General features: G+C 72.8%; 19 protein-coding genes. 10 read left to right on the forward strand and 9 right to left on the reverse strand.

Features of this window, described 5'->3' with window-relative positions; all coding sequences use genetic code 11:
- Nucleotides 1-110 precede the first annotated feature (110 nt).
- Together B100_RS0120740 and B100_RS0120745 are read left to right on the forward strand one after the other, a co-directional pair.
- Complete coding sequence (locus tag B100_RS0120740) at nucleotides 111-575, forward strand: SseB family protein (RefSeq protein ID WP_019525905.1); 465 nt, start codon at nucleotides 111-113, stop codon at nucleotides 573-575.
- Between the two features lie 156 nt (nucleotides 576-731).
- Entirely contained in the window at nucleotides 732-1,712 is a 981-nt protein-coding gene (locus B100_RS0120745) for a pirin family protein (RefSeq protein WP_024886340.1), read from the forward strand.
- A 69-nt stretch (nucleotides 1,713-1,781) separates the two neighbouring features.
- On the opposite strand, the gene B100_RS0120750 is transcribed toward B100_RS0120745, so the two are convergent.
- Nucleotides 1,782-3,926, reverse strand: coding sequence for a SpoIIE family protein phosphatase (locus B100_RS0120750; RefSeq protein ID WP_024886341.1), 2,145 nt, complete (start codon nucleotides 3,924-3,926; stop codon nucleotides 1,782-1,784).
- A gap of 156 nt (nucleotides 3,927-4,082) precedes the next feature.
- Here B100_RS0120750 and aspS point away from each other — a divergent pair, with 156 nt between their 5' ends.
- Nucleotides 4,083-5,846, forward strand: a complete 1,764-nt coding sequence (gene aspS, locus B100_RS0120755; protein WP_024886342.1) for an aspartate--tRNA ligase — start codon at nucleotides 4,083-4,085, stop codon at nucleotides 5,844-5,846.
- 59 nt (nucleotides 5,847-5,905) lie between these two features.
- Here the strand turns inward: aspS and B100_RS0120760 are convergent, their stop codons facing one another.
- The 4 genes from B100_RS0120760 to B100_RS37655 all read right to left on the reverse strand — a co-directional run bounded on the left by B100_RS0120760 (nucleotide 5,906) and on the right by B100_RS37655 (nucleotide 9,065).
- Nucleotides 5,906-6,169, reverse strand: coding sequence for a hypothetical protein (locus B100_RS0120760; protein ID WP_158686732.1), 264 nt, complete (start codon nucleotides 6,167-6,169; stop codon nucleotides 5,906-5,908).
- A 148-nt stretch (nucleotides 6,170-6,317) separates the two neighbouring features.
- On the reverse strand, nucleotides 6,318-6,683 hold the full coding sequence (locus B100_RS0120765) for a PH domain-containing protein (protein ID WP_019525900.1): 366 nt from the start codon (nucleotides 6,681-6,683) through the stop codon (nucleotides 6,318-6,320).
- Nucleotides 6,684-6,808: 125 nt separating this feature from the next.
- Nucleotides 6,809-8,425: a methionine--tRNA ligase gene (metG, locus tag B100_RS0120770; protein WP_024886344.1), complete on the reverse strand. Its 1,617-nt coding sequence runs from the start codon at nucleotides 8,423-8,425 to the stop codon at nucleotides 6,809-6,811.
- 100 nt (nucleotides 8,426-8,525) lie between these two features.
- Nucleotides 8,526-9,065, reverse strand: coding sequence for a VWA domain-containing protein (locus B100_RS37655; protein ID WP_231157970.1), 540 nt, complete (start codon nucleotides 9,063-9,065; stop codon nucleotides 8,526-8,528).
- Nucleotides 9,066-10,531: 1,466 nt separating this feature from the next.
- Here B100_RS37655 and B100_RS0120780 point away from each other — a divergent pair.
- Nucleotides 10,532-12,613 (forward strand): PhoX family protein, encoded by a 2,082-nt coding sequence (locus tag B100_RS0120780; RefSeq protein WP_024886345.1) that lies wholly within the window; start codon nucleotides 10,532-10,534, stop codon nucleotides 12,611-12,613.
- Between the two features lie 69 nt (nucleotides 12,614-12,682).
- Here B100_RS0120780 and B100_RS0120785 read toward each other — a convergent pair whose 3' ends face one another.
- Nucleotides 12,683-13,600 carry a LysR family transcriptional regulator gene (locus B100_RS0120785; RefSeq protein WP_024886346.1) on the reverse strand — a complete coding sequence of 306 codons (918 nt, stop codon included), beginning with the start codon at nucleotides 13,598-13,600 and terminating at the stop codon, nucleotides 12,683-12,685.
- Nucleotides 13,601-13,824: 224 nt separating this feature from the next.
- Between B100_RS0120785 and snpA the strand changes: the two genes are divergently transcribed.
- A complete protein-coding gene (snpA, locus tag B100_RS0120790) occupies nucleotides 13,825-14,505 on the forward strand; it encodes a snapalysin (protein WP_024886347.1) in 681 nt (226 codons plus the stop codon).
- A gap of 58 nt (nucleotides 14,506-14,563) precedes the next feature.
- Here snpA and B100_RS0120795 read toward each other — a convergent pair whose 3' ends face one another.
- The 3 genes from B100_RS0120795 to B100_RS0120805 all read right to left on the reverse strand — a co-directional run bounded on the left by B100_RS0120795 (nucleotide 14,564) and on the right by B100_RS0120805 (nucleotide 17,359).
- The gene (locus tag B100_RS0120795) at nucleotides 14,564-15,574 is read right to left on the reverse strand and encodes an endonuclease/exonuclease/phosphatase family protein (RefSeq protein WP_024886348.1); all 1,011 of its coding nucleotides are present in this window, start codon (nucleotides 15,572-15,574) and stop codon (nucleotides 14,564-14,566) included.
- A 100-nt stretch (nucleotides 15,575-15,674) separates the two neighbouring features.
- Nucleotides 15,675-16,604, reverse strand: coding sequence for a hypothetical protein (locus B100_RS0120800; RefSeq protein WP_024886349.1), 930 nt, complete (start codon nucleotides 16,602-16,604; stop codon nucleotides 15,675-15,677).
- Between the two features lie 302 nt (nucleotides 16,605-16,906).
- Complete coding sequence (locus B100_RS0120805) at nucleotides 16,907-17,359, reverse strand: hypothetical protein (protein ID WP_024886350.1); 453 nt, start codon at nucleotides 17,357-17,359, stop codon at nucleotides 16,907-16,909.
- A gap of 129 nt (nucleotides 17,360-17,488) precedes the next feature.
- Between B100_RS0120805 and B100_RS0120810 the strand changes: the two genes are divergently transcribed.
- The 5 genes from B100_RS0120810 to B100_RS0120830 all read left to right on the forward strand — a co-directional run bounded on the left by B100_RS0120810 (nucleotide 17,489) and on the right by B100_RS0120830 (nucleotide 24,398).
- A complete protein-coding gene (locus B100_RS0120810; protein ID WP_024886351.1) occupies nucleotides 17,489-18,757 on the forward strand; it encodes a PP2C family protein-serine/threonine phosphatase in 1,269 nt (422 codons plus the stop codon).
- 64 nt (nucleotides 18,758-18,821) lie between these two features.
- On the forward strand, nucleotides 18,822-19,961 hold the full coding sequence (locus B100_RS0120815; RefSeq protein WP_024886352.1) for a hypothetical protein: 1,140 nt from the start codon (nucleotides 18,822-18,824) through the stop codon (nucleotides 19,959-19,961).
- A 9-nt stretch (nucleotides 19,962-19,970) separates the two neighbouring features.
- A complete protein-coding gene (locus B100_RS0120820) occupies nucleotides 19,971-20,351 on the forward strand; it encodes a hypothetical protein (protein ID WP_037723158.1) in 381 nt (126 codons plus the stop codon).
- Nucleotides 20,352-20,355: 4 nt separating this feature from the next.
- The gene (locus tag B100_RS0120825; protein WP_486585665.1) at nucleotides 20,356-22,998 is read left to right on the forward strand and encodes a vWA domain-containing protein; all 2,643 of its coding nucleotides are present in this window, start codon (nucleotides 20,356-20,358) and stop codon (nucleotides 22,996-22,998) included.
- The gene (locus B100_RS0120830; RefSeq protein WP_024886355.1) at nucleotides 22,998-24,398 is read left to right on the forward strand and encodes an extracellular solute-binding protein; all 1,401 of its coding nucleotides are present in this window, start codon (nucleotides 22,998-23,000) and stop codon (nucleotides 24,396-24,398) included. The genes B100_RS0120825 and B100_RS0120830 overlap by 1 nt, the downstream gene beginning before the upstream one ends.
- Nucleotides 24,399-24,420: the final 22 nt, after the last annotated feature.

Raw genomic sequence — 24,420 nt, forward strand, 5'->3', positions numbered from 1 at the left:
TTCACGTACCGACAAGTAGCTACGATGATGCTACCCGTCGGTAATAAGAAGCAACCCCGATCCGGACATCTGTGACCCAGCCCTCGCGCGGGATCAGTAGTCTGTGCGGCATGTACGGCTACGACCAGAGCGCGGGGACACAGCAGGGTTACGTGCCGCCGCAGCAGCAGATGCCGGGCGGGTACGGGCAGCAGGCGCCTGCGTATCCCGAACCGTCCGCACCTTCGCTCGCCGACGCCGTGCGCGCGTTCACCACGGGCCAGATGGCGGCGGAGGACTTCCAGCAGATCTTCGCCACCTCCAAGGTCTACTGCCCGCGCGGTGACAACCCCGGCTTCCTCGCCCTGCACAACACCCAGCAGCCGGTGATCCCGATGTTCACCTCGCTCAAGGAGCTGCGGCGGTACGCGGGCAAGGAGTCCAAGTACTTCGTGATCACCGGCGCCGAGGTGATCGACCTGCTGCCCACGGGCTACGGCTTCGTGCTGGACATGGAGGGCGAGCACCGGATGGTGTTCGACGCCAAGGCCGTGGAGCAGATGGTCGAGTTCGCCATGCGCCGCATGTATGGCTAGAGCCGTCCCCGCGTGCGCGGCGAAGGCCGTCGTCGCGGCCGGCCGGTGCCGTCGCCCCCGTACGGAGCCCGGAGGGAATTCCCTCCGGGCTTTCTCCGTTCGAGGTGGCAAGAAGTTCAACGCTCAACTAAAGTGGGCGTACCCGAGGAGGTACCCATGCCTGCAGTGACCGTCGAGAACCCGCTGACGCTGCCCCGTGTGACCGCTCCCGCCGACGCCGTGGCACGCCCCGTGCTCGCCGTCACGACCGCGCCGAGCGGTTTTGAGGGCGAGGGCTTCCCGGTGCGCCGGGCGTTCGCGGGGATCAACTACCGCCATCTCGACCCGTTCATCATGATGGACCAGATGGGTGAGGTGGAGTACGCGCCCGGCGAGCCCAAGGGCACCCCGTGGCACCCCCACCGCGGCTTCGAGACCGTCACCTACATCGTCGACGGGATCTTCGACCACCAGGACTCCAACGGCGGTGGCGGCACCATCACCAACGGCGACACCCAGTGGATGACGGCGGGCTCCGGCCTGCTGCACATCGAGGCGCCGCCGGAGCACCTGGTGATGTCCGGCGGACTCTTCCACGGCCTCCAGCTGTGGGTGAACCTCCCCGCCAAGGACAAGATGATGGCGCCCCGCTACCAAGACATCCGCAGCGGCAGCGTCCAGCTGCTCACGTCCCCGGACGGCGGCGCGCTGCTCCGCGTCATCGCCGGCGAGCTGGACGGCCACGAGGGTCCGGGCATCACGCACACGCCGATCACGATGATCCACGCCACGCTCGCGCCGGGCGCGGAGGTCACCCTGCCCTGGCGGGAGGACTTCAACGGCCTGGCGTACGTGATGGCCGGGCGCGGTGCGGTGGGCGCCGAGCGGCGTCCGATCCGCCTCGGGCAGACCGCGGTGTTCGGCACCGGCGGCTCGCTGACCGTCCGCGCGGACGAGAAGCAGGACTCGCGCACGCCGGACCTGGAGGTCGTCCTGCTGGGCGGCCGGCCCATCCGTGAGCCCATGGCGCACTACGGGCCGTTCGTGATGAACACCAAGGACGAGCTGATGCAGGCGTTCGAGGACTTCCAGAAGGGCCGCCTCGGCACGGTCCCGGCCGTGCACGGCATGACGGAGAAGGGTCCGCAGGAGGCCTGAACCCCTACGCGCCGTGAGGCCCCGTCCGGTTGAGGGCGGGGCCGTCGGCGTTCCCGACGCCGATCCCGCTCAGCCGGATCCGTCGGCGTCCTCGCGTTCGTAGAGCTCGAACCAGATGCTCTTGCCGCGGCCACGGGGGGCGACTCCCCAGCTGTGGGCCAGGAGGTCGATGAGGAGCAGGCCCCGGCCCGAGGACGCCAGCTCCCCCGGCCTGCGCGGATGCGGCAGGTCGTCGGCGGTGTCGGTGACCTCGACCCGGATGCGGCGGCCGTCGCCGCCGTCCGTGATCTCCGCAAGCAGCAGGGCGTCGGCGTCGGTGTGCACGAGGACGTTGGTCAGCATCTCCGACAGCAGCAGCACCGCCGAGTCCACCTGGTCGTCCGAAGGCCAGTCGTGCAGCAGCTCACGCAGCTGCTGGCGGGCGATGCCCACGCGTTCCGGCTCGGCCTGCGCCACCGTCAGCACCGTGCGGCGCACCGGAGGCGGCACCGTCTCGTCCGCGCCGCAGCCGCAGGCGTCGCCCTGCCGGGTCAGCAGGAGCAGCGCGATGTCGTCCTCACGGCGGTCGGCCAGCGGGCCGGTCGTGTGGTGCGAGGAGGGGCCGTGCACCGCCTGGACCAGGGCGTCGGCCAGCTCCTCCTGGGTGCCCCGGTGCTGTTCCAGGATCTCCCGCAGCCGCTGCCAGCCGGTGTCAAGGTCGTGGCCGCCGGTCTCGATCAGCCCGTCCGTGCAGATCAGCAGGGTCTCGCCGGGCTCCAGGATCAGCCGGGTGGTCGGATAGTCGGCGTCCGGGTCGATGCCCAGCGGCAGTCCGCCGGCCGTCGGCCGGGCCAGCACCGTCGCGTCGGCCATCCGGATGACCGGATCGGGATGCCCGGCGCGGGCGACCTCCAGGACGCCGGTCCCCGGGTCGACCTCGGCGTACAGGCAGGTCGCGAAGCGCATCTCGGTCGGGTCCTCGCCGATGCCGTGCAGGAACCGGGAGGCGCGCGCGAGCACGGCGTCCGGGCGGTGGCCCTCCGAGGCGTACGCCCGCAGCGCTATCCGCAGCTGGCCCATCAGCCCCGCGGCCCGTACGTCGTGGCCCTGTACGTCGCCGATGACCAGCGCGAACCGCCCTCCCCCGGCCGCCGTCCGGGAGGCGCCGCCGGGCAGGGGAATCACGTCGTACCAGTCGCCGCCGACCTGGAGCCCGCCGCCGGTCGGGACGTAGCGGGCGGTGACGTCCATGCCGGGGATGCCCGGGCCGAGCTTCGGCATCATCGAGCGCTGCAGGCCCTCGGTCAGCGCCTTCTCGCTCTCGGCGGTGCCCGCGCGGGACAGCGCCTGCGCCAGCATCCGGGCGACCGTGGTCAGCACGGAACGCTCGTCGGGGGTGAACGCGACCGGGTAGGTGAAGGCGGCCAGCCAGGCGCCCATCGTGCGACCGGAGACGGTCAGCGGTAGGAACGCCCAGGACTGGCGGCCGAAGCGCTGGGCGAGCGGCCAGGTGAGCGGATAGCGGGAGCTGTACTGCTCCGGGGAGGAGAGGTAGACCGCGCGGCCCGTGCGGACCACCTCCGTGGCCGGGTAGTCCGTGTCCAGCGGCATGTAGAAGGGGCTGTCGGCGCCGGGCTCGTGCCCGTGGTGGCCGATGATCGTGAGCCGGTCGCCCTCCACGCCGAACACGGCGAGGCCGTCCGGGGAGAACCCCGGCATCGACAGGTTGGCCGCGACCCGCAGCACCTCCTCGGTGGAGCGGGCCTCCGCCAGGGCGCGGCCGGCGTCCAGCAGGAACGCCTCACGGGAGCGCCGCCAGTCACCGGTCACCGCGCTGCGCGCGGCGGGTGTGCCCGGGGCCGGCTCGGTCACCTCCTGGAGGGTGCCGGTCAGGACGTAGGACTTGCGCTCGGTGTCGTAGGAGGGCTTGGAGCGGCTGCGCACCACCCGCACGACCTGGTTCTGGTCGTCCATGATCCGGATGCGCACCTCGGCGAGGGTGCCCTCGGCGACGGCCAGCTGGATGATCCCGGTGATCTCGTTCCAGTCGACGGGGTGGAAGCGGGCCCGGACCTGCGCCTCCGTGAGGGCGGCCTCCTCGGAGGGCAGTCCGAGCAGCCGGGCCGCCACGGCATCGACCGTGACCAGCCCGGAAGCGGTGTCCCAGTGCCACACGCCGGTTCCGAGGGCGGCGAGGACGTCCCCCAGGGCGGGCAGGGGCTCACCAGTGCGCATTGCTCCACTTTATGAAGATGGTTCCGAAAACTTCCACCGATGTCGTTTGCCCGCACCACGAGGAATGGCGGAGCAGCGATCTTGGCCCGGCCGGTAGGCTTGGGGCAGTTTCACGTGAAACAACGACCCCGATCCGCGAAGGCTGGATGAACGACGATGCATCGGTACAGGTCCCACACCTGCGGCGAGCTCCGCGCCTCTGACGTCGGCACCGACGTCCGGCTGAGTGGCTGGCTGCACAATCGGCGCGACCTGGGCGGCATCCTCTTCATCGATCTGCGCGATCACTACGGGATCACGCAGTTGGTGGCCCGTCCGGGCACCGAGGCCTACGAGGCGCTCGACAAGCTGTCCAAGGAGACCGTGGTCCGCGTCGACGGCCAGGTCGTCTCGCGCGGCACGGAGAACGTGAACTCCGACCTGCCGACCGGTGAGGTCGAGGTCGAGGTGGGCGCCGTCGAGGTGCTGGGCACCGCGGCCCCGCTGCCCTTCACCATCAACGCCGAGGACGGCGTCAACGAGGAGCGGCGCCTGGAGTACCGCTTCCTCGACCTGCGCCGCGAGCGCATGCACCGCAACATCATGCTGCGCACGCAGGTCATCTCGGCGATCCGCCAGAAGATGACCACGCTGGGCTTCAACGAGATGACCACGCCGATCCTGTCCGCGACCTCTCCCGAGGGCGCGCGCGACTTCGTGGTCCCCTCGCGTCTCAACCCCGGCAAGTTCTACGCGCTGCCGCAGGCCCCGCAGCAGTTCAAGCAGCTGCTGATGATCTCGGGCTTCGACCGCTACTTCCAGATCGCGCCCTGCTTCCGCGACGAGGACGCCCGCGCCGACCGCTCGCCGGGCGAGTTCTACCAGCTCGACGTCGAGATGAGCTTCGTCGAGCAGGAGGACGTCTTCCAGCCGATCGAGAAGCTGATGACCGAGCTGTTCGAGGAGTTCGGCAACGGCCGTCATGTGACGTCGCCGTTCCCGCGCATCCCGTTCCGCGAGGCGATGCTGAAGTACGGCTCCGACAAGCCGGACCTGCGGGCCCAGCTGGAGCTCGTCGACATCACCGACATCTTCGAGGGCTCGGAGTTCAAGGCGTTCGCCGGCAAGCACGTACGCGCGCTGCCGGTGCCGGACGTCTCCGGCCAGCCGCGGAAGTTCTTCGACCAGTTGGGTGACTACGCGGTCTCCCAGGGCGCGAAGGGCCTGGCGTGGGTGCGCGTCGGCGAGGACGGCTCGCTGACCGGCCCGATCGCCAAGTTCCTCACCGAGGCGAACGTCGCCGAGCTGACCAAGCGCCTCGCCCTGGCCCCCGGCCACGCGGTGTTCTTCGGCGCGGGCGAGTTCGACGAGGTCTCCAAGATCATGGGCGCGGTGCGGGTCGAGGCCGCCAAGCGCGCCGGCCAGTTCGAGGAGAACGTCTTCCGCTTCTGCTGGATCGTCGACTTCCCGATGTACGAGAAGGACGAGGAGACCGGCGCGATCGACTTCTCGCACAACCCCTTCTCGATGCCGCAGGGCGGCCTGGAGGCTCTGGAGACCCAGGACCCGCTGGACATCCTGGGCTGGCAGTACGACATCGTCTGCAACGGTGTCGAACTGTCCTCGGGCGCGATCCGGAACCACGAGCCGGAGATCATGCTCAAGGCGTTCGAGATCGCGGGCTACGACCGCGAGACGGTCGAGGACAAGTTCGCCGGCATGCTGCGCGCGTTCCGCTTCGGCGCCCCGCCGCACGGCGGCATCGCCCCCGGCGTGGACCGCATCGTCATGCTCCTCGCCGACGAGCCGAACATCCGCGAGACGATCGCCTTCCCGCTCAACGGCAACGCCCAGGACCTGATGATGGGCGCGCCGACGGAGCTGGAGGAGATCCGGCTGAAGGAGCTGCACCTGTCGGTGCGGAAGCCCCAGCCGAAGTAGTCCGTGGCGCAGGGGAAGGGCCCGGAACCGTGTCGGTTCCGGGCCCTTCCCGATGCCGCTCATGGCCGGACATGCCGTCGGTGCTCTTCATCGGCCCACTCCCTGGCGCAGGCGTCCATGTGCGTCAGCAACCAGCACCTGAAGCCGTAGCACACGAGGTCGGCTTCGGCGTCCGACAGACCCGCGCGGGCACCGATGTCCGAGAAGCTCTCCCGGAACACCGACTTTGCGGTGTCCGCGGGGATTCCCGCGATCACCACCAGCCTGATCAGGCTGGTGCACAGTTCCCACAGCTCCGCCTTGAACTCGGGCGCCAGTTCCACGGCGTACCTCTTCATGAGGTACCGACGACACCGGCCGAGGTACCAGGCTCTCGGACGACCTGCTTGTCAGTTGCGGTAACCATGAGGGCGAGCCTGGCGTGCGTACAGCCTTCGTGTGGCGCTCGTGGCCGTGAATCACCCGATCCGGTCAGCGGGCTACGAACTGGGTGAGGATGGCCTGGACCTCGTAGATGTCGACGCCCTTGGTGAAGGTCTTCTGGATCGGGGTCGGAGAGCTGGAGATCCAGATTTTCAGTTCGGCGTCGAGGTCGAAGTGGCCGGCGGTCTCCACCGCGAAGTGGGAGATGCTGCGGTACGGGATCGAGTGGTACTCGGTCTTCTTGCCGGTGATGCCCTGCTTGTCGACCAGGATCAGCCGGCGGTCGGTGAACAGGATCGTGTCGCGTATCAGCAGGAACGCCGCGTGCACCTGCTCGCCGTGGCCCAGGAGCCGGGCGTAGTCCTGCTGGGCCTTGGCCGGGTCGACGGTGTGCGCGTTGCCGAAGAGTGCCATGGATGAGATCCCCCCACGTGTCGTGACGGCGGTCGGGTGTCCGGCCGCCCTGGCGTGATCTTCGCAAAGCGGAGGGCCCCGGGAGAAGGGTCGTTCTCTTCCGGGGCCCTGCTGTAGCGAGCGTGTTACGCGGTGGGCTTTTCCTCCAGGCGGGGGAAGAGGACCGCGCCCTTGGTGACAGTGGAGCCGGACGGGAGCAGGCCCCAGGTGCCGGACTCCTGGATTTTCTGGTCTGCGAGGGCGCCGAGACCGGCTTCCGCGCCGAGGGACTCCCAGAGCTTCTGGGAGGTCTCCGGCATGACCGGGTTGAGCAGGACGGCCACCGCGCGCAGGGACTCCGCGGCCGTGTAGAGGATCGTCGCCAGGCGGGCCTTGCCCTCCGGCGAGTCGTCCTTCGCGACCTTCCAGGGCTCCTGCTCGGTGATGTAGCCGTTGACCTGCTTCACGAAGTCGAAGACCGCCAGGATGCCGCCCTGGAAGTCCAGCTCCTCGTCGATCTTCCGGTCCGCCTCCGTGACCGCCTTCGCCAGGCCGCCGTGGATCGCCTTCTCCGCGTCGCCGTCGGCCGTCGCGGCCGGCAGCTCACCGCCGAAGTACTTGCCGACCATCGCCGCCACGCGGGAGGCGAGGTTGCCGTAGTCGTTCGCCAGCTCGCTGGTGTAGCGGGCGGAGAAGTCCTCCCAGGAGAAGCTGCCGTCCTGGCCGAAGGCGATCGCCCGCAGGAAGTACCAGCGGTACGCGTCCACGCCGAAGTGCGAGGTCAGGTCCTGCGGCTTGATGCCCGTCAGGTTGGACTTGCTCATCTTCTCGCCGCCGACCATCAGCCAGCCGTTCGCGGCGATCTTCCCGGGGAGGGGGAGGCCCTGCGCCATCAGCATGGCCGGCCAGATGATCGCGTGGAAGCGGAGGATGTCCTTGCCGACCAGGTGCACGTCGGCGGGGAACGTCGACTCGAACTTCTCCGGGTTCTCGTTGTAGCCGACCGCCGTCGCGTAGTTCAGCAGCGCGTCGACCCACACGTAGATGACGTGCTTGTCGTCCCACGGGACCTTGACGCCCCAGTCGAACGTCGAGCGGGAGATGGAGAGGTCCTGCAGGCCCTGGCGGACGAAGTTCACGACCTCGTTGCGCGCGGACTCGGGCTGGATGAAGCCCGGGTTGGCCTCGTAGTGCGCGAGCAGCTTCTCGCTGTACTCGCTGAGCTTGAAGAAGTAGTTCTCCTCGCTGAGGATCTCCACCGGCTTCTTGTGGATCGGGCACAGCTTCTGGCCCGCGTAGTCGCCCTCGCCGTCGAGCAGCTCACCGGGGAGCTTGTACTCCTCGCAGCCCACGCAGTACGGGCCCTCGTAGCCGCCCTTGTAGATCTCGCCCTTGTCGTACAGGTCCTGCACGAACTCCTGGACGCGGTCGGTGTGCCGCTTCTGCGTGGTGCGGATGAAGTCGTCGTTCGCGATGTCGAGGTGCTCCCACAGGGGCTTCCAGGCCTCGGTGACGAGCTTGTCGGCCCAGGCCTGCGGGGTGACCCCGTTCGCCTCGGCCGTACGCATGATCTTCTGACCGTGCTCGTCCGTGCCGGTGAGGTACCACACCTTCTCGCCACGCTGGCGGTGCCAGCGGGTGAGCACGTCGCCTGCGACGGTCGTATAGGCGTGGCCCAGGTGAGGAGCGTCGTTGACGTAGTAGATGGGGGTCGAGACGTAGTACGCCTTCGCCCCCTGCTTCTCTGATCCAGTGGCCGCCATGGTCGAAATCCTACTGGTCCCGACGAGATCGACTCACACGCGTTTCGGGGGGTGGACGGGGCTCCGTCCACCCCCCGAGGGTGCGTGAGGGCGGAAAGTCCTACGGGCGCCAGGACGCCAGGACGCCCTCGTAGAGCTCCTTGTCCGTGAGCTCGCGGGGGGTGGGGCCCGCATGGAAGAACGACGTGTTCTCCGTCTTGAGCTTGCGGAGGTAGTCGAAGGCCTTGTTGTCGTGCTCGCCGAAGGCGACGAAGGAGAAGAACACGTTGGGGTGGTTCTTCGCGGCCTCGGTGAGGGCCTTGGTGGCCGGGGTCTTGGCGTCGGGGGCGCCGTCCGTCTGGAAGACCACCAGGGCGGGGGTGCCGGCGGGCTCCTTGGCGTGCTGTTCGAGGACCGCCTCGACGGCAGCGTGGTAGCTGGTACGGCCCATGCGGCCGAGCCCTGCGTGCAGGTCGTCGATCTTGTTCTCGTACTCGGTGAGGGTGAGCTCGCCGGTGCCGTCCAGCTCGGTGGAGAAGAACGTCACGTGCAGCGTGGCCTCGGTGTCGAGGTGCGCGGCGAGGGCGAGGGTCTGCTCGGCGAGGGCCTGGGCGGAGCCGTCCTTGTAGTACGGGCGCATGGAGGCGGAGCGGTCGAGCACGAGGTGGATCTTGGCGCGGGCGCCGGTGAGGTCGTTCTTCGTGAGGACGGTGCCGGCTGCCTTGTAGGCGGTGGTGAGGGTGGTGTTGGGGGGGGGGGGGGGGGGGGGGGGGGTTGGGGGTCGCCTCGGCCTCGGCTTCGCCTTCGGCCGGGCTTTCGTTCCCACCCGCACCACCCGTGCGGGTCTCGTTGTCGGGTGCGGGTGGCCCCTGCGGGGGCTGTTCGCCGTCGGCGTCCGCGGGCGCGGCTGCCGCCGCTTCGGCCTTGGGCACGGGGGCTGCCTCGGGCGTCGGCTCCTCGGCCGCCGGGGCGGCCTCGGCCTCCGGCTCCGCGGCAGCCTCGGCCGCGGCCTCAGGCCCCGCCTCGGCAGCTGCCGGGGCTTCAGGCTCGGCCTTGGCCTCCGGTTCGGCGGCGGCCTTCGTTTCGGGCTGTGCCTCAGGCTCGGGCTCGGCATCTGCCTTTGCCTTCGGCTCTGCCTTGGCCTTGGCCTCGGGCTCGGCCTCTGCCTTGGCCTCGGGCTCGGCCTTGGCCTCTGCCTCTGCCTTGGCCTCTGCCTTGGCGTCGGCCTTCGGCTCCGTCTTGGCTTCAGGCTTGGGCGCGGGCTCGGCTTCGGGCTCGGTTTCCGTCCCAGGCTCGGGGGCGGCGGGGGTTGCTTCCGCCTCGGCCCTCGGGGCGGCCTTCGCCTCGGACTCCGGTTCCGGGGCGGCAGCCTTCGTCTCGGGCTCCGGGGCGGCCTTCGTTTCCGGTGACGGGGCCGGGTCGGTCTTCGCCTCCGGTTCCGAAGCCGGGTCGGTCTTCGCCTCCGGCTTCGGGGCCGCCTCGGCCTTCTGCTCCGGCTTCGGCTCGGGAGCCGTCGACCCCTCCGGGGCCGGGTCGGCCGCTGCCGCTGCCGCCGGCTCCGGCTCCGGGTCCGACGACGGGGTCGGGCGGGGGACCGTGATCTTGTCGAAGGCGGCGCTCACGAGGTCGTGTTCGTCGCGTTCGCGCTGTTCCGGGACCGTCGGGGTGGCCGGTGTCGGCTCGGGGGACGGGGACGGGATCGTGGGTTCCGGGGACGGTTCGGGCGTGGTCGGGGCGGCCGTTTCCGTCGCCTCGGCGGCCGGCGCCGCACCCTCCGCTTCGGTGGGCCTCGCTTTCCGTGACCGTCCGAACGCGTTCCGCAGGAGAGTGAGAATGCCCATGTGCGCAACCCTTCGCGTGAGTTGATGCCCGTCAAACCCTGGCCAGGGCGGACACGTAAGGTTAGCGGCCCTTGTGGGTGATCTTGGGCAGGGTGGGATGTGCGAGATCGTATATGTCAAGGGCGCGATCCGGCCTGTGGACGACCACCCGGCCGCCCGGCCCGCTCGCACGCACCGCCTGTGATGCCACCGCAGCTTCACCCGTCGTTCATCCCGGCGCCCGGTCGCCGCACCCGTGCGCTCCTACGGTCGCGCTGACACCTCGGGCTCGCCAAGGAGAGAACACGTGCGAAAGCTGCTGCCGTTGATCGGAACGCCGTCCCGTTCGCACCCGGGCGGCCGGTCCGCCCTGACCTGTCGTTTCCGGTGTGGTGACGCCTGCTTCCACGAGGTGCCCAACACCAGCGCCAACGCGTACGTCGGTGACGTCGTCGCCGGGGCCCTCAGCCGCCGGTCGGTGATGCGTGCCGCCGCCGTCGTGACCGTCGCCGCGGCCGGTGCCGGGGCGGCCGGTGTCGCCACCGCTCCCGAGGCCAGGGCGGAGGCGGCCACGGCGGCCGGTGCCGCGAAGGGCCACCGCCCGCCCAAGGGCGCCCGGGGCCTGCGGTTCACGCCCGTCGCGCCCAACACCCGTGACGCCGTCACCGTGCCCGAGGGCTACCGGCAGAACGTCGTCATCCGCTGGGGCGAGCCCATCCTGCGCGGCGCGCCCGCCTTCGACCCCGAGCGGCAGAGCGCCCGCGCGCAGGCGGGACAGTTCGGGTACAACTGCGACTTCCTCGCGCTGCTGCCCCTGAAGGGCGAGCGCCACCGGCAGTTGCTCGTCGCCAACCACGAGTACACCGACGAGATCCTCATGTTCCGGGACTACGACCCGCAGAACCCGACGCGCGAGCAGGTGGAGATCGCCTGGGCCGCGCACGGTCTCGCCGTCGTCGCCGTGGAGGAGGACCGCGGAAGCGGCAGGCTGACGGCCGTCGGACGGCACCACCTGAACCGGCGGCTGACCGCCACCTCCGAGTTCCGGCTCACCGGGCCCGTCGCCGGCTCCGACCTGGTGAAGACGTCCGCCGACCCGAGCGGCACCCGGGTACGCGGCACGCTCAACAACTGCTCCGGCGGCACCACCCCGTGGGGCACCACCCTGCACGGTGAGGAGAACTTCAACCAGTACTTCGCCAACGGCAGCAGCGCCACCGACAAGCGGTACGGGATCGGCACCGGCGCCACCGAGCGCAAGTGGGAGCGGTTCGACAAGCGGTTCGACCTCGCCCAGGAGCCGAACGAGGCGCACCGCTTCGGCTACGTCGTCGAACTGGACCCGTACGACCCCGACTCCGCGCCCCGCAAGCACACCGCGCTCGGCCGGTTCAAGCACGAGGCGGCGACCGTGCGGCTGACGCACGACGGGCGTCCGGTCGTCTACTCCGGCGACGACGAGCGGTTCGACTACTTCTACAAGTTCGTGAGCAGCAAGCGGATGCGGCACGGCGACAGCCGCGCGGCCCGCGCGCACAACCTCACCCTGCTCGACGAGGGCACGCTGTACGTCGCCCGGCTGACCGGTGACTCGCCCGCCTTCGAGATCGACGGTACGGGGAAGCTGCCCAGGGACGGCGAGTTCGACGGCAGCGGGGAGTGGATCCCGCTGGCCACCGCGACCGCCCGCGGCGCCGTCTCGCACGTGGAGGGCATGACCGCCGAGGAGGTCTTCGTCTTCACGCGCCTGGCCGGTGACAAGGTGGGCGCCACCAAGATGGACCGGCCCGAGGACATCGAGCCCAACCCCGTCACCGGCAAGGTGTACGTCGCGCTCACCAACAACTCCAACCGCGGGACCGGCGCCAACCCCAAGGCCGACGAGGCCAACCCGCGCCACGCCAACAAGCACGGCCACGTCCTGGAGCTCACGGAGCGCTTCAACCGGCCGGAGAGCACCCGCTTCGCCTGGTCGCTGTTCCTGGTCGCGGGCGACCCGGAGGACCCGGCGACGTACTTCGCCGGGTTCCCCAAGGACGCCGTCAGCCCGATCTCCTGCCCGGACAACGTCGCCTTCGACGCCCACGGCAACCTGTGGATCTCCACCGACGGCAGCGCCCTCGGCTCCCACGACGGCCTCTTCGGTGTCGCCACGCGCGGGGAGCGGCGCGGTGAGCTGAAGCAGTTCCTGACCGTGCCCACGGGCGCCGAGACCTGCGGGCCGCTCGTCCAGGACCGGCGGGTGCTGGTCGCGGTGCAGCATCCGGGCGAGGTGGACGGGGCGACCGTGGAGCGGCCCGCCAGCACCTGGCCCGACGGTCCCGGCACGTACGTCCGTCCGGCGGTGGTCGCGGTGTGGCGCGCGGACGGACGGGACATCGGCGTCTGACGGCCGGGGACGGACGGTGTACCGGGAGCGGTAGCGGGAGCGGGAGCAGGGGCGGGGCCCGTGCGGGCCTCAGAGCACCAGCTCCTCCAGCCACTCCCGGTAGGCCGGTGCCTGCCGCGCCACCTCCCGGTACGCCTCCGCCAGGTGCGGGTAGACGCCTTCCAGCTCCGTCTCCGTACGTGCCGCCAGCAGCAGCCGTACGCCCAGCGGGTCGCCGTCGATCCGGCGGACCGCCGTCTCGGGGCGGGAGGGCGACGTCGGCTGGCAGACGGTGACGACCTCGCCGATCGCGACCAGCGACGCGGCGGTGTGGTAGTCGCCGTGCAGCACGGGCGGGTCGATCCCGGCCCCGCCCAGCATCCGGCGTACGGCGTCCCACTCGCCGTCGACCGCGGGGTCGATCATCCAGCGGTCGTGGGCCAGCTCGGAGAGGTGGACGACCGGGCGGGCGGCGGCCGGGTGGTCGGCGGGCAGGGAGACGAACTGCGGCTCGCGGGCGATGAGGACCCGGGTGCGCAGGTTCTCCGGGACGCGCAGCGGGCAGCCCTCGACCTCGTGCACGAACGCGACGTCGAGTTGCCCGTCGGCGACCATGCGCAGCAGGGCGTTGGCGGAGACGTCCATGTGCAGGGTGGGTTCCTGCCAGTGCCGGCGCAGCCGCCGCAGCCAGCCGGCCAGAGCCCGGCTGGCGGTGGAGCCGATGCGCAGCTGCCGGCCGCCGACGGCGGCGGCGCGGGCCTCGGTCACCAGGGAGCGCAGCTCGGTGACGAGCGGGCGGGCGCGGCTGAGTACCAGCCGGCCCAGTGGGGTGGGACGGCAGCCGGTGCGCGCACGGACGAACAGGGCACCGCCCAGCTCCTGTTCGATGCGCCGCAGTTGCGTGCTCAACGAGGGCTGGGCCACGCCGAGCTGGCGTGCGGCTCGGTGCAGACTGCCGGTGTCGGCGATCGCGCACAGCGCCCTGAGGTGCCGGACCTCAAGCTCCATGCCCCGGGAGCGTAAGCGGGAAGTTCAGCTTTCACCAGACGCCCAAAACCCGCCTGTTCCGACGTAGTCGGGCGTCGGTGACACATGGACGGGGTGCGCTGCGACACATGGCCGGGGAGCGGCGATAGCCCGGTCCTATCACCGGTTGCCATCATCACAGCCGCCGCACGGGCGCGGAAACTCACCGGTGACACATGACTCATCCCCCACCCAAGGAGTCATCGATGCGCCTGCGCATGCCCCTGTCCGTGCTGAGCGCGGCCGGTCTGAGCCTGACCGCCCTCGGCCTCGGTGCCGCCCCGGCCGGCGCCACTCCCGCGCCCGTCGCCCCCACCGGTTCGTACGCCGCGTACGACGGTTCGTCCGAGGAGGCCGCGGCCAACCGCGCGTTCTTCGAGGCCGTGCTGAAGTCGGTGGCCGAGAAGCGGGCCGCCGACCCCACCGGCGCCGCCGCCGTCACCGTCGTCTACAACGCCTCCCAGGCGCCCACCTTCGCCACGCAGATAGCCCGCAGCGCCCAGATCTGGAACAGCTCGGTCTCCAACGTGAGACTCCAGTCGGGCACGTCGGGCGCGGACTTCTCGTACCGCGAGGGCAACGACTCGCGTGGCTCGTACGCCTCCACCGACGGTCACGGCCGGGGCTACGTTTTCCTCGACTACGCCCAGAACCGGACCTACGACTCGACGCGGGTCACCACGCACGAGACCGGTCACGTGCTGGGTCTGCCGGACAACTACTCCGGTCCGTGCAGCGAGTTGATGTCCGGTGGCGGCCCCGGCCCGTCCTGCACCAACGCCACCCCGAACTCCGCCGAGCGGTCCCGGGTGGACCAGCTGTGGGCGAACGGATTCGCGGCCGCGCTGGACCAGGCGGAGAAGGCGCTGGAGAAGTCCGCGCGCTGACCGGTGTGTGTCCCGTCCGGTGCGGGCCGTCCTCGACGAGGGCGGCCCGCACCGCCGTTCAGCGGCCCGCGTGCAGGGTGAGGTCGACGACGAGCGCACGGTGGTCGGTGTCGCCCAGGTCGAGGAAGCGGGCGCGGTCCGCGGCGAACTCCTCGGAGACGAGGACGTGGTCGATCTGCGCGCCGAACGCCGGGGCGGTGCGGGCCGGCCAGGTCGGGGTGCGGTCCGCGCCGTCGAGGCGGGCCGCGTCGCGCAGCCCGGTGTCGAGGACGCGCCGGAAGGCCGCGTGGTCCTGCGAGGCGTTGAAGTCACCGGCGAGCACGGTCGGGACGTCCGGCGCGGCGGCGGCCGCGTCCCGCAGCCGGCCCAGCTCCCGCTGCCACAGCGGCACCTGGCCGGGCAGCGGCGGCATGGGATGCGCCAGTTGCAGCCGTACGGTGCGGCCGGCGACGTCGGCGGTGGCGCCGGGCATGCCCAGGGTGCCGGGGACGCCGGCGGTGGGCCGGAGCGGGAGGCGGCCGAGGATGACCGAACCCTCGGAGCCGTCGCCCGCCACGGCGCTGCGGTGCGGGTAGGCGGCGGCGAGGTCCCGTCCCAGGACGGCGTCGCAGCGGCGGTCACACTCCTGGACGAAGACGAGGTCAGGCTTCTCCCGCCGCACGGCGTCGACGAGGGGGCCGGTGGCCCGGCCGTACTCCAGGTTCGAGGTCAGCACGCGCAGGTGCGCGAGGGGCGGTCCCGCCGGGTCCTCCGTCCTGCCGTACGGCTCGATGTACCAGGCCAGCAGTCCCAGCAGGGCGACACCCCACACGGCGCCGGCCCGCCAGCGGGACCGCAGGGTGAACAGCAGTCCGGCGGCGGTCGGGACCAGCAGCCAGGGCAGGAAGGCGAGCAGTTGGGGCACGGGGGTGACGCCGTCGGTGTCGGCCACCCGGCAGCCGACGACCACGCTCACCCCGGTGAAGAGCAGCGCCGCGCACCAGGCGGCGGGACGCCGCAGTCCCCGGGTTTTCCGTCCCTCTTCCCACGCGTCTTCGGTGACGGTCGGGCCCGCCGTCGCAGTCTTCACCGTTGCCGCTTTCCGGTCGCGGGCGCGATGCCCGGATCCTCCCTCAAGGACGAGGGGGCGGGGCGGCGGGTTGCCGGAACCAGCGGGTCGGGAAGGCGGGTCAGGTGCGGGCGCCGGTCGGGGCCGGGGCGGCTGCGGGGTCCGGGGCGCCGGCCGTGCGGAGGCGGTCGCGGCGGCGGGCGGGTACGCCGCTCAGCCAGGTGAGCAGGGCCCCCGCCGCGCCCACGGCGAGGAGCAGCCAGGACGCCGTGCGCAGGGTGGCGGTCAGGGCGTCGTAGACCGCGGCGGCCGCCGGGCGGTGGACGGCGTCCGGCAGGTCGGCCAGGGTCAGGCGGCGGCCGGCGGCGACCGCCAGGGCGAGCAGTGCGCCGCCCAGCGCGGTGCCCAGGCCGGCGGCGGTGAGGACACGGCGGCGGGACGCGGCGAGCGCGACGCCGGTGACGGCGAGGGTGACGGCCGTGAGGGGGAGCCAGAGGGCGGCGGCCTCCAGCAGCCGGTAGCCCCTGCGGAGCCCGGCCACCTCGTCGGCCGGCACCACCGGGACCTGGGTGTGCTGGACGGGGATGCGGTGCGCGTAGGGCATGCGGTCGGCCTCGAGCCGCTGTTTCACCTGTGCGGTGACGGGCGCGAGGTCGACCGTCACCGGGGCGTGGGCGGACGTGTCGTCGCGCAGGGCGTGCAGGAGCGCGTCGTGCACGGCCCGGTTGCCGGCCTCCCACGCCGTGCGGAATGCGTCCGTACGGGTGAAGGAGTGGAGGGCGTCGCGGACGAAGGGGCCGAGGGGGGCGGCGCCGTCCGTGGTGCGTGCGTCCAGCTCGCGTACGACCTGGTCGCCCACGGCGTCGGCGACCGCGTCACGCACGTGCGGGTCGGTGGCGAGGGGGGCGACGGTGCGGACGTAGCGGGTGGTGTCGGCGAGGTCGTGGGCGGCCCAGGTGGCCAGGACGGCGCAGGGGGTGAGGAGGCAGGCGAGGGCCAGCAGCGCCGCTCCGAGGGCGTTGCGGGTGGGGTGAGGGGTGCCTTCGGCCACGGTTCCAGGCAAGTGCCGTGGGGGCGTGTGCGCGAGTGGGGTGCCCCCGAACGGGGGGCTTGGGTTTGGTGCGTGGGTGGCTGCGGCGCTGTGGGGGCTGTCTGCGCAGTTCCCCGCGCCTCTGTGGGGGTTGGGGCGGATCGTGGGTGGGTGCGGCGCTGTGGGGGTTGGGCGCGCAGTTTCCCGCGCCCCTGTGGGGGTGGGTGCGGGCCGGTGAGGGCTCGTCGCGTAGTTCCTCGCGGCCCTTAGGTGCTGGCCCTGGTTGCGGGGCGGATCAGGCCCCGGTCAGGGGAGCCGTGGGGTTATTCGAGGCGGTGGCCTTCTGCGTCTTCGCGGGTGTAGTAGCGGTAGAACATGATCAGGAAGACGCCGGCCGTGATGCCCACGCCCACCGCGACCGAGCGGTAGATGCTGCCGTTGGACTGGCTGAACAGGAAGCCGACCGCGCAGCCCGCGAAGGCCGCCCAGGCCAGCGCGTGCACTCCGCGCCGCAGTTTCGGGCCCACGGTGAGCAGGGTGATGAACAGCGCGGCGAAGACCAGCGCGGTGAGGAAGCCGAACAGCAGGTTCCAGCTGGTGATGGGTCCGCCGTAGCGCCGGTTGGCCGCGGCCCAGAAGCCGTAGACGAGCGCCGTGAGGACGGGCAGGACCACCCGGGCCGTCCGGTGGGTGCGGGCGTCGAAGACGTCGGTGGAGACGTCGGTGGTGCGGGCCTGTTCGATCATGCCCCGGGTGCGGGGCGCCGCATGCGCCATGGGAGCACTCCTCTCTCCACCCCCGTCCCACCAGGGCACACCTGCCGCGCCCGGGCGGCAACTCGGCCGTGCGGGGCGGGCCCGGCCGGAGGGGATGCGGGCGGCACGGCCGCGTGTTTCGCTGGGGCCGTGAGTCCGGCCAGCACAGGACACGCCCTGCCCGACCGGTACCCGGCGGCCGGCCGGGCCGATGTCGTGCAACGGCAGCAGATGCTGCGCGTGCGGGGGCGCAGTGTCGCCTGGCTGCCGCCGCTGCTGCTGCTCGTCGCCATCGCGGTGGCCGACTACAACACGACCGGAGAGTTCCGGATCATCTCCTGGATCGTGCTGGTGCCGGGCATCGCCGCCGCGCTCTGCGGGGTGTGGGGCACGGCCCTGTTCGCGGCGCTGTCCATGGGCACGTACACCGTGGTCGACAACGCCTGGCCGCACCAGTTCCAGGCCGGGCTGCCCGACTTCATCCTGGTCGCCCTGGGCGGTGCCCTCGCCACGCTGGCGTGCGGGGTGCGGGTGCGCGGTGAGCGGCGCGCCCTGCACATGCGGGACGTGACGGACACGGTGCGGCGGACCGTGCTGCGGCCGCTGCCGCCCGGCTGGGGCGGCCTGGAGCACGCCGGGGTGTACCTCACCGCCGACGCCCAGGCCCGGGTCGGCGGCGACTTCTACGACATCCAGCCCGGCCCGCACGGCACCCGGGTGTTCGTCGGGGACGTGCAGGGCAAGGGGCTGGGCGCGGTCGAGACGGCGTCGGTGCTGCTCGGCACGTTCCGGGAGGCCGGTTTCCACGAGACGGATTTGGCGGCGGTCGCCGACCGGCTGGAGGCGCGGATGGTGCGGCACCGCGCGTACACCACCGCGCTCGGCCGGGCCGACGGCGACCGGTTCGCCACCGCCGTGCTGCTCGGCTTCCCCACGGACCGGACCGACGTCGTGGACGCCGTCGTCTTCGGTCACGAGCCGCCGCTGGCCGTGGGGCCGTCGGGCGTGCGCCACCTGCCGACGGTCGGGGGGCTCCCGCTCGGCTACCGCGACCTCGCGCCGGGGCCGCCGGTGGTGTGCCGGATGCACGTGGGCGCCGACGAGACGCTGCTGCTGGTGACCGACGGGGTGACCGAGGCGCGCGACGGCAACGGGCACTTCTACGCGGTCGCCGACGACGTACGGCGCTCCGTGGCCGCCGACCCGCGGCTCACCGCCCCGGCGCTGCTGGTGATGCTCGTCCGGGACGGGACGGTGCGGCACTGCCGGGGGCACCTGACCGACGACACCACCGTGTTCGCGATACGCCGTACCCAGGTGACGCGGGCCGGACGCCCGGCGGGTGCCACCGTGCTCCCCACGGAGGTGGACCCCACGGCCGGGGTCGAACGTCGCGAAGGGGGACGTTCACCGCTGTGACGCCCCCGTTTGCAGCCGCAGCGGTTACGGTGCTGCCGTGGGTGATCGACAGGGGGAGGGGACCATGCCCGGAACCGTGCTGCTGCTGGCGGCCTCGCCGCTCGGCCGTGGACGGCTGGTGGACGCGGCGTCCGTGCTCCCCGTGCTCGCGGCGGTACCGCCCGCCGTGCTGTCCGGCACGGACACCGCGAACGTCGTGGAACTCGCCGACCCGCTGGAGCCGCAGGCCGTGCTGACCCGGCTGCGGGCGGCCGCCGCCGCGCCCGGCCCGCTCACCGTGTACGCCGCGGGCGAGCTGCGGCTGGACCGCCGGCAGCGGCTGCCGCACCTGGCGCTGGCCCGCACGACCCCGGCCACCGTGCGTTATACGGCGCTGCCCTGGCACTGGTTCCGGGACGAGCTGCGGCTGCGCCCGGCCGGTGCGACGACCCTGTTCCTCGACCTGCACGCGGACGCGGACACCTGGCAGGCGCTGTGCGCGCCGCCCGCGCCGGGCCGGCCGTTCCTGCTGGACTGCGGGCGGGACGCCGCCGTTTACGGTCGCATCGCACCGCCGCCGTCCCGGCGCGGGGTGGTGGCGCCGTCGTACATGAAGGCGCTGGCGACGGTGTTGCGCAGCGGGCGGCGGCCGGCGGCGGAGGACCTGCACCAGCAGGCCCTGGCCCGGATCGCGGCGGAGAGCGCGGGCACCGACCTGGTGCTGGCGCAGCGCGGTCCGCTGCCGGGCGACCCGCACGCCGCCGTCACCGAGGCCGTGCGCGCCGGACGGCACGCCGAGGCGGACGCGCTGGCCGCGCGGCTGGAGCAGGCGGCGGGGTTCGCGCACGGGCCGGTGTCCGAGGAGGCGCTGCACTGGACCGAGGTCCGGGCGGACCTGGCGATGCTGGCGGGGGACGCGGTGCGCAGTTGTCAGGCGTGGATGGCGCTGGCGGGGACCCGCCTGGCCGCCGGGCAGCCGGCCGACGCGCCCGCCGTCGAGGCGGCCGTGGACCGGGCGCACCATCAGTGGGGTCTGGTCGACGACCCGGTGCGGGTGCGTGAGCTGGGGCTGACGCTGGTGGAGCTGCGCGGCCGGGTGCCGGGGCGCCGGGACGGGGCCGCGGAGCACGTACGGCGCCGGTTGCGCGCGGTGCGGACGAGCGGCGGGGTGCCGGCCGGGCAGCTGCGTACGGACCCTCCCCAGGGAGCAACAGCGGTGCCATGATGGTGAGTTATGGCTGACGGGGATGGAGTGGCCGACCAGGACATCTGCATACGGCTGGACGGGACGGCGACCGAGGGCGACATCTCGGCGCTGCGCAACTGGCTGGAGCGGGAGAGACCGCTCGACGACCTGCTGGGGGACGGGCGGGTGCGGATGCGCGTGCGGCCCGCCACCGACGTGGGTCCCGCCGCCGACCGGTCCGGCACCCCGATGGGGACGAGCACGGAGATCGTCATCGCCGTCACGTCGGCGGGTGCCACGGTGGTCTTCCAGGAGCTGCTGGAGCAGGTCAAGCGGGGTGTGCTGGCCTGGCAGGCCAATCGGCGCCGGGTCGAGAACGGCGAACCGCCGCAGGGCAGAGTCGAACCGGTGAACCGCGACGACAGGTAGACCGGTGCAGCCTCAGGACGCGGGGGAGTCGATCGACCGGGCGCTGCTGATCGGGGTGTCCGAGTACGACTTCACGGAGCCGCCGGACGGAGTGCCCAGCGACCTGCCGGCGGTCCGGCACAACCTGACCGCGCTGCGCGAGGCGCTGGTGCGCGGGCGGGTGTTCGCCGAGCAGGACATCAGGACGCTGCCGTCGCCGTACCTGGCCGACACGGGGCGGGTGCTGCAGCGGGCCGCCAAGGAGGCCCGCGGGCTGCTGCTGGTCTACTTCGCGGGGCACGGGGCGATCCCCAGCGGGGGCGACGAGCTGTACCTCCAGATGCGGGACGCCCGGGTGATCGCCGGTGAGCACACGGTGTTCTCCGGGGCGGAGAAGTTCTCCGACCTGATGGCGACGGTGCTGGCCACCAGCGCGGCGACCCGGATCGTGGTGATCCTGGACTGCTGTTTCGCGGGCAACGCCGCCCGGGTGTGGGAGCACTTCGAGGACAAGCGGCGCGTCGCGGTGCTGATGAGCGTGCAGGCCAACCACCGTATCGACGCGGGTGACCGGCGCACGCCGACGCCGTTCACCGCCGAGCTGGCCGCCCTGCTGGGCGAGGGCGGCGGCATCGGACTGCCGGCCCTTCTCGCCGCGCTGAGGCGGCGGATGGCCGAGCGCGGCCACCGCACCCTGCGCGAGGACCGCTGGGAGCCGCAGCTGCGCGCCGACCCGGGCCTGAAGGTGCGGCTCGGCAAGGGCGAGGAGCCCCGGGGCGCCCCGCTTCCCGACCCCGTCGTGCCCGACCCCTTGCTGCCCGGCCCCGTTCGGCCCGATCAGGGCCCCGCCGGGCCGGACCGCTCCCCGCGGCCCCCGCGCGCCGGGCTGCCGGCCGTCCTCGCCGTGTGGCGCCGGCCCCGCGCGGAGTCCCGGGAACGGCCGGGCCCGGAAGAGCCGCCGCCGTCACGCCGGCCCGTGCTCCGGTTCGCGCTGCCCGTGCTGCTCGCCCTCGGCCTCCTCGGGTTCGTCCTGTACGGTCCGCCGGGCCTGGCCGGCGGCGACGGCACCCACTGCGCCCCGCCCCTGGAACTGCGGGTGCTCACCGACCCGGACCTGGAGCCGACGGTGCGCGCCGCCGCCGACGCCTATCTCACCTCGGACGGGAACACCACCGACGCCGGCTGCCGGCGCACCGGCGTGACCGTCTACAGCGCCGGGTCCTCCGACGTGGTCGGTGCGCTGCGGGGGCACACGGGCGACTGGCAGGAGCCCCGGGACGACGACGTGAACCCGCAGCGGGACGTCGGCCCGCAGCCCGACGTGTGGATCCCCGCCTCCCGCGCCGACGTCGACCGGGTGCTGGACGAGCAGGACACGGACGCCGTCGCCGTCCTGGAGCGGGAGGCGTCGCCCCTCGCCTACTCCCCCGTCGTGCTCGCCGTGCCGCAGGAGATCGCCGTCGACTCCCTGGAGGGGCGCACCGCGCTGAGCCTGACCGAGATGGTCCGGGACCTGACCGCGCGCGCCCCGGACGCGGCCGTGCGCCGACCGGACCCCGAGTTCACCGACTCCGGCCTGCTCGCCACGGTCGGCCTGTACGGCGCCGAGGGACGTGCCGTCGGCCGCGTGGAACGCCTGCTGGACCAGGACGGCCCGCCCTCGCCCACGGCCGGCGAACTGCTGTGCGCGCTGCCCGACGACGACGCCGTGGACGACCGCACCGCCGCCCTGGTCCCGGAGTTCCTGATGCGCAGCGGCGTCGGCTGCGACAGCACCACGCGCAACCGGCGGATGGCCCAGTACCCGGACGACGTGCCCGGGGTGGAGCCGGTGTTCGTGCGGGTGCGCTGGAGCGGCGGAGACCGCGACGAGGCGGACCGGGACGCCTCGGTGGCCGCCTTCCACACCTGGCTGTCCGGCGCGGGCGGACGCGCGGTGTTCGCCCGGTACGGCTTCCGCTCCGCCGACACCCGGGAGCTGCTGTACCCGGACGGCGCCTCCGACCTGGGCATGATGTACGCGCCCGCGCCGCTCGACGAGTCGGCGGGCCGGGACGCGATGGACCGGGCGCTGCGCGACTACCAGGCGTACGGCGGGCCGGGCCGGGTGCTGTTCCTGCTGGACAGCTCCGGTTCGATGGCCGACCTGTGGCAAGGGCCGAGCGGCGGCCCGGGGCTGCTGCGCCAGTCGCTGGGCGGGCTGGGCACGGCGGACGAGTACGGCGTCTGGGCGGTGGCGGACACCGGCGACGGCCCGTACGAGACGCTGCTCGGGTTCGGCACCCACCGGACACCCGACGCGCAGCGCGCCGTCGACACGCGGGCGCGGGTGCGGGACGCCGCCGCCGACCCGCACGCGGCGCTGCTCGCGGCGTTCGACGAGATGGAGCGCCGGGGGAGCGACGGGCGGCCCCAGCTGATCGTGCACATCACCGACGGCGAGCACGGCGAGCGGCTGAGCGGCGGCCGGCTGACCGAGGTGCTGGACCGGGCCGGGGCGGGCGGCGTCCCGGTGACGGTGGCGGTCCTCGGCGACGGGGGCTGCGACCCGGGCCGGCCGGACCGCCGGATCGCCGACGCCGGCGGCGGGCGCTGTCTGGACGCGGGGGACGACGTCGGCGCCGCCCTGCACGACGAGATCGCCCGCACGGGCACGGGGGAGGGCTGATGCCGCGACGGTTCGCCGCGCCGCCGGCGCTGCTGCGACGGTTCGCCGTGCTGCCCGCGCTGCTGCTGCTCCTGGCCGCCTGCACCGGCGGTGGGGACGGGGAACGGCCGCCCGACGCGGCCGTCACCGAGGAGGTGCCCGGCACCATCGTGGTGGCCAGCGGCCGGGACGTCACCGGCACGAACGGCGTGCGGCAGCAGCTCATCGACGCCTGGAACCGGCGCGAGCAGCGGACCGGTTCGCAGTACCGGGCCCGGCTGGTGGAGCTGCCGGGCAGCGCCGACGAGCAGCGCAGCCAGCTGCTGGGCGCCCTGCAGTCCCGCAGCGCCCGGTACGACGTGGTGAACCTTGACGTGACCTGGGTGCCGGAGTTCGCCGAGGCCGGCCTGGTGCGGGCGCTGCCGGACGACGTCGTGGACGAGGACGTCATCGCGTCGGTCGCCGAGACGGCCCGCTGGGACGGGAAGGTCTACGCGGTGCCGTTCAACAGCGACGTCGGCCTGCTCTACTACCGGCGCGACCTCATGCGCCGGGCCGGTGTGGAGGAGCCGTACGTGCCCGAGGGGTTCACCTGGGACCGGCTGCGCGGGCACGTCGAGACCCTGCACGCGAAGCTTCCGGGTGCCTTCGCGAAGGGCTGGACCACTCAGCTCGCGGCGTACGAGGGGCGGACGGTCAACGCGGTGGAGGCGTTCGCGTCGGCGGTGCCCGGCCTGGAGCTGGTGGACGGGAAGGGCCGCTACGCGGGGGACGTGGAGGAGCTGACCCGGGGGGTGGCGGAGCTGCGCCGCCGCACCGAGCCGGCGTACACGCTGCCGGACGCGGCCGGCTCCGACGAGGCCGCGGCGACCAGCGACTTCGTCAAGGGGCGCACGGTCTTCCTGCGGGCCTGGCCCTCCGCCTACCCGACGCTGTATCAGGTCTTCGAGGACGAGCTCGGGGTGGCCCGGCTGCCAGGGCGGGCGGTGCTCGGCGGGCAGAACCTGGCGGTGTCCCGGGCGTCGCAGCGCTCGGGCAAGGCGACCGAGCTGATCCGGTACCTCACCGGGCGGGAGAGCGAACGCTGTCTGCTGGAGGCCGGGTTCGCGGCGACGCGGGACTCCGCGTACGACGGCCTGGTGCGCTGTCCTCCGGCGGTCTCCGCCGCGCCCTCGCCGTCGCCGACGGGGGAGGGCGCCGACGGGGCGCCGCGCCGGGACGGCGGCCGTCCCGGTTTCGCCGACGAGATGCTGAGGGACGCCCTGAGCGAGGCCGTGCACCGGCCGAGGACGCCGCTGTACGGCGCGTTCACCCAGACGTTCATCACGGAGCTCGGTCCGCTCTTCGGCGACGGCCCGCCCGGTGACGAGGAGCTGGCGCGGCGGCTGGACGAGGCGCTGCGCAGGGCCCTGCCCGGTTAGGGCCCGTCCGCCGCGAGCCCGG

It is taken from the genome of Streptomyces sp. CNH189, from assembly GCF_000527195.1.